The following is a 5,407-nucleotide window of genomic DNA, read 5'->3' on the forward strand; positions in this document are numbered from 1 at the left end:
CATCAATGGGTGTTTCAATTTCGGCGCCATCCCGGATGACAATGGCCGTTTTAGGCGCAAGGCCCATCAGTTTTTTAATCGCTTCGGAAGTTTTTCCTTTGGATACGGCTTCCAGATATTTCCCTAACAGAATCAGGGTAATGATAACCCCGGCGGTTTCAAAATACAGATCTTCAACTGCCCCGAAATTGCCTGAACTGATCTGATAAACAGAATAGAGGCTGTAGAGAATCGCCGCCGAGGTTCCCATCGCAATCAATGAATCCATATTGGGACTGCGCTGGATGATGGCTTTGAAACCGACACTATAAAAACGGTGGCCAGCGATTATAATTGGAATCACCAGAATGATTTGCACGATGGCGTAGGTCAGTGGATATTGCATCGGCTCCAGAAAGCTGGGAATCGGCAGCCGCAGCCACCAGATCATCGCCCCCATGGCCAGATAAAGCAGCGGTATCCCGAAAGTTGCCGACACGATTAATTTAGTCTTGAGGGTTCGGATTTCTTTTTCCTTCCTCAGTTTGTCTTCATCAATGGCCGTTTTTTTCTCAATTTCCAGCGCCTGATACCCGGCTTTTTCAATGGCCTGGCGAATGGTAGAAAGTTTAATCTGCTGGGTGTCGTAGTGAACGGTGGCTTTTTCCGTTGCCAGATTAACCGACGCACTGATTACTCCTTCAAGTTTTCCCAGAACCTTTTCAATTCGCGATGCACAGGCGGCACAGGTCATCCCGCCAATGGGGATGGTAACTTCACTTTTGGTGGAAACTTCCACGGTTCCGTATCCGGCTTTTTCAATGGCTTCATTGATTTTTTGCCGGGATGTCTCTGCCTCATTGTATTCAACTGACAGGTTTTCGGTGGCAAAGTTAACCGATGCACTGTTTATCCCTTGCATCTTATTGACTACTTTTTCCACCCTGGCCGCACAGGCCGCACAGGTCATTCCGGTTATTTTGACTGTTTCTTTGTTCATTAAATTCCCCTCCTCTTGCGCTTCAAAATAATATTTATCAATTGTATTAATTTACTAGTTTTTTATTGGTTAATATCGTCTACAACAGTAATCGTACTTCCTACCATTCCCATCCAACAGGAATATTGGATAGTCCCTGATTTTGTCGGTGTAAATTCAACCACATTTTCTCCGACATTCAGTTTTTGTTCCACACCGTAACTTCTGATGAGCATTTTATTATTACAGCCACTCAGGTCACCATTTTCAGCAGTAATGGTCCATTTAACTGGTATACCCGTTTGTACGACAATCGGAGCATAACCTCGCTCAAGAGTGGTCGTTACTGTTTGAACCCCATCACTCACTGTGGCTTTGGTTCCGCCATTTGATTTGGCCCCGGAACTGCTGGTACTCTGTTGTGTTGTCGTATTTTGAGTCTCACTGCTTGATTGTGAGGAATTCGAATTAACAGCAGTTCCTCCTGTGTTTCCCGAACTTCTGGTGCAACCAGAAAGTAAGACGATCCCAATCAGAGCGATCGCTAACACGCTTCCTAATAAATAAAATGATTTTTTCATTTTTTAAAACCTCCTTTTAATAATACCCTTTATTATCTTTTAATCAACAATTGTTATATTGCTTTTAATCATCCCCATCCAACAACTATAGGGGATTGTTCCTGTTTCAGTTGGGGTGAATTCGATGATATTGTCACCGGCCACTAATTTCTTTTCAATATTGTATTTAGGAATCAATACTTGATTGTTGCACCCATTTATATCACTCTCGTCTGCCTGGATGATCCATTTGACGGGTACCCCGACATGGACTGTGATTGGTTCATAACTATTCGGTGAAAGCTTCGTTGTAATTGTCTGAACCCCCTGGTCGACGGTTGCTGTATTGTTTTGCTGCGCTTCATTCGCCGCTGTAACACCACCGGTTAAGGACGGAAGTCCAATACCGGATAAACTCATACCGTTACTGAACATAAACACACCCAGTATCAGGACTAATACGGCACTGGCGGTCATCATTTTGCTGGTAAATTTTTTGCTGAGCAATGAGCTGATCGCTCCCAGTCCAAACATCAGCGGCACCGTTCCCAAACTGAATGCCAACATCGATAAGGCACCCTGTACCGGATCACCGGTGGAAAGTGCATAGAGTTGCATCGCCTGGAGTGGTCCGCAGGGCATTAAGCCATTTAAAAGTCCGACATATAAGGGACTGTTACTTTTTTTCTGTTCATTGATCTTCCTGGCGAAAATCTTGGGCATTCTGGGATTAAACTTGCGCAACCAGGGGAAAATATTAAGCATATTTAAGCCCATAATTACCATAAACACCCCTGCCATAACAGCGACAATTCCTTTTGCGGTTCCTGAAAAGCTGACGACTGATCCTAGTGCTCCGACGATCCCGCCGACAATGGTGTAAGAGATCACCCGTCCGGTGTTGTATAAAATGCCGGGTCTGAGATTTGCGGTTTTCTTTTCACTTTTGATACTTGCATTGGGAACGCATTGTGAAAGATTGATCCCTCCACACATAGCAACGCAGTGGATCGATGTGAGTAAACCGATTAACAATAGTGCGCCGTAACCCACACCCTGTTTTGCCTCCGGAAACGAGTTGAAGATATTAAAACCGCCAAAGTAATTAATAATCACGAATGCGGCAATGATGATAATGCCGGTTCCTAACACTTCATTGATTTTATTTTTCTTTTCAACGGTTTTGTTCTTTTGTTTTTCACCTGCACGTTTCACATGATAATCCATGCTTTCAATGGTCTGCACAATGGCCGACAGCTTTACACGATCTGGGTCATATGTAAAACTGACCCGTGAACGCGGATAACTTGCAGTGACATTGGTTACACCATCAAGCTTTTTAAGTTTATTCTCAATTCGATTTTCACAATTAACACAGGTCATTCCACTCACTGAAAATGTCTTTGTTATTGGTTTTTCTTCCATGGTCATTCTCCTTGTCACTTCTTGTCTATAGGAATAATAACAATAACTTTTGTAGAACTTATGGAGATAAGAAATTATTTAAAAAATTTTAAAAAAAATAAAGCAATGTATCAATTATTCCAATACATTTACTTTATTTAAAATGATGCATGTTTCTGATCTGATGCTGGATTCACTGGAAGAAGCATGATTTTAAAACGGTTACTGTCAAAATTTATTTCAATTAAAACTGCCAACTATCTTGACAACTACCGATTTCGAGAATACCAACAGTCGGTATAAACGTTCAAACTTTTGGGTTCAGATCATTATTGACCAGCTTACTTTATATAAAAAAAGCACCTTCAAACTGATATAATTTTCATCATTTCGAAGGCAACGATACTATTCAAATAAATATAATGCTTTTGCCAAAAAACTAATCACAGTTTACATGCGAAATCTTGTTCCATATTTTTCTGGTAACTAACTAATCTATCCTTACCCAGTTCTTTCGCTCTATATAAGGCTGTATCACCTGCTTTTAATAGATTGGCAAAAGACTCAGCATCATCAGGAGCGGAAGCTAATCCAGCAGAAACCGTAATTCCTGGATAAGGTGTATTATCACTATTCCTGATATTATCTATAATTCTATTGCCAATTTTCAAAGCTAATTCTTTTGCACACTCATCTAAAATAACAATCAATTCTTCACCACCATATCGATATGCTTTATCAATGTTCCGAATGCTACCTTTAATTGTTTTTGCCGCATTTTTTAATACGATATCGCCTGCTTCATGTCCATAGGTGTTATTAAATTTACTAAAATCATCTATGTCCAAATAAATCACAGTGTAAGTTGAGCTGTTATTCAGACTCTTTATATCTTCTTCAAAAGCATATCTATTATATAATTCAGTTAATTTATCTATTCTTATTTCCTGTTCAAGTTTTTGTTTATCTACTTTTAGAATACTGTATCTATGTATAAAAAATAATGCAAATAAAGAATTGATTAAACCATAAATAATTCCAGTTGAAACACAGTGTATTAATAAACTTTCCCTAGTCATCATAAAAATTATACAACATGTATATCCACAAATTGCCCCTAAAAATATCATGGACAAAATAACAACAGCAATAAATTTTTTATTCATATTTCCACTCCAATCATTTACTATCATTATTTAATGATTTTTCTATTTTTAAAAAAGCATCAACGATTCTACCATCGAACTGTATTTGCTTATTACGCAGCATTTCCTCGACTGTTACCTTGAGTATTTCGGTCGAATCTTCCAACCGAACCGGATATTCGTGCCAGTCGATTCGGTGTTTCGTGCCAACGCTTCCGGGTTTTCGTTTCAACCGTTCCGGTCAGGTTTCAATCAGGGTATAAGGGATATATGCATCAGTTAACTGATGTAAATCCATTTTAGGAGGTCATTCTCATGACCAAATACCGTGAAATTATAAGGTTGTTCAACCTTGGCATCAACCAGACTGGTATTGCCAGTAGCTGTGGCTGTGCCAGAAAAACAGTTCGGGATGTTGTTAATCGAGCCAAAGCCTGCAACATCATCTGGCCGTTACCGGCTGAAACAACGGATGCTGATCTGGAAAAATTATTGTTTCCTGATAAATCCGTGCCAAAATCGGACCGCAAATTTCCGGACTATGATTACATCGACAAGGAAATGCTGCGCAGTGGGGTAACATTAAAGCTTCTCTGGAATGAATACTGTGAAAGCTGTCGACAGAATAGAGATATCCCACTGATGTATACGCAATTCTGTCACCATTATCAGAAGTACAGCGACAAGAAACGGGCGACTATGCACATTCCCCGCAAGCCCGGTGAACAAATCGAAGTGGACTGGGCCGGAAAGCCGGCTTACATCATTGACACCGATACCGGTGAAATGATCCCCTGCCATATTTTTGTCGGGGTTCTGAATTACAGTCTCTATGCCTATGTGGAAGCCTTTCTCAAAATGGATCTGGAAAGCTGGATTACCGCCCATATCCATATGTATCAATACTTTGGCGGCAGTACAACGATGCTGATTCCTGATAATCTCAAGACCGGGGTTGATAAGAACGATGACTGGTATACGCCAAAGATCAATAAAACCTATTATGAGATGGCGGAATACTACGATACAGCCGTATTACCCGCAAGAGTGAAGTCGCCCAAAGACAAACCTGGTGTCGAGGGTTCAGTCAATGTTGTAACCAACTGGATTACAGCGGCCATCCGCAACGAGAAATTCTTTGCGCTTGAGGAACTGAATCGTGAAATCCAGATTCAGCTGGAAAAGCTCAATCACAAGCCCTTTCAAAAAAAGGATGGTAGTCGGCACAGTGTTTACCTTGCTGATGAAAAGCCTTTTCTTACGCCATTGCCACCTGCCCCTTATGAATTGTCGCAATGGAAAAAAGCCACGGTACAGTTCAATTATCATATTAAATGTGA

Annotated in this window: 5 protein-coding genes; 1 reads left to right on the forward strand and 4 read right to left on the reverse strand. The window is 40.7% G+C overall.

What is annotated here, in order from left to right; translation table 11 throughout:
• From B3F51_RS00725 to B3F51_RS00740, 4 genes are all read right to left on the reverse strand, one after another.
• Positions 1–979, reverse strand: a 979-nt coding sequence (locus B3F51_RS00725; RefSeq protein ID WP_286944897.1) for a heavy metal translocating P-type ATPase, incomplete at its 3' end; no start/stop codon positions are given.
• Positions 980–1,041: 62 nt separating this feature from the next.
• The gene (locus B3F51_RS00730) at positions 1,042–1,539 is read right to left on the reverse strand and encodes a hypothetical protein (protein WP_026395833.1); all 498 of its coding nucleotides are present in this window, start codon (positions 1,537–1,539) and stop codon (positions 1,042–1,044) included.
• Positions 1,540–1,578: 39 nt separating this feature from the next.
• Complete coding sequence (locus tag B3F51_RS00735) at positions 1,579–2,943, reverse strand: sulfite exporter TauE/SafE family protein (protein WP_286944899.1); 1,365 nt, start codon at positions 2,941–2,943, stop codon at positions 1,579–1,581.
• A 422-nt stretch (positions 2,944–3,365) separates the two neighbouring features.
• Entirely contained in the window at positions 3,366–4,088 is a 723-nt protein-coding gene (locus tag B3F51_RS00740; protein WP_286944900.1) for a GGDEF domain-containing protein, read from the reverse strand.
• A gap of 294 nt (positions 4,089–4,382) precedes the next feature.
• Here B3F51_RS00740 and istA point away from each other — a divergent pair.
• A partial coding sequence (gene istA, locus B3F51_RS00745) for an IS21 family transposase (protein WP_286944902.1) occupies positions 4,383–5,407 on the forward strand: 1,025 nt, incomplete at its 3' end.

Source organism: Acetobacterium sp. UBA5834 (assembly GCF_002435675.1).
Classification (GTDB): domain Bacteria; phylum Bacillota; class Clostridia; order Eubacteriales; family Eubacteriaceae; genus Acetobacterium; species Acetobacterium wieringae.